1 protein-coding gene is annotated in these 557 nt (G+C 45.8%); it reads right to left on the reverse strand.

Translation table 11 applies throughout. The features are described 5' to 3' along the window. Positions 1–557: cation:proton antiporter (locus R8O11_RS30330; RefSeq protein WP_318195276.1), on the reverse strand; the 557-nt coding region annotated here is incomplete at both ends.

Consider the following 557-nt stretch of genomic DNA (forward strand, 5'->3'; position numbering starts at 1 on the left):
GTTGTTGCGCTGCTTCTTCACGGATCTCAATCCCCAGAGAAATCTTGCCGTAACGTGCGCGTAGCTCGTCATATGCACCGGTACCAATTCGCCCCATACCTAGAATAAGTACTTGAGCATGTCCCGGGTTGATCAACTGGTCACGTTGGTTGAGTTTCTCTGCAGCCGTTTCTTGTAACCATTTACCGGAATGTTGATAAATTTTATGGCCCAAGCGATTTAGAGGTGCTGAGATAATAAAGGATAGTGAAACCGCTACAGCGATGGCTGCGAGCATGTCACTCGGCATCCACCCCATTTTGTACGCCAGGCCACCGACAATGAGCCCGAATTCGCTGTAGTTAAACAGTGATAAAGATGCGAGAAGGGAAGTACGCACGCGAAACTTAAAGTGGTTGATTGTGAGGAAGTATAGCAACCCTTTAATAGGTAGAAGGACAATGAATAAAAGCGCTAGTGCGATACCCGTTAGACTCAAAGATGCGGATAAGCCGATATTTAAGAAGAAGCAGACGAGAAAGAGCGCTTTCATATTAAATAGCGATTTAGACAACTCT

This window comes from Vibrio sp. 1288 (assembly GCF_033344475.1).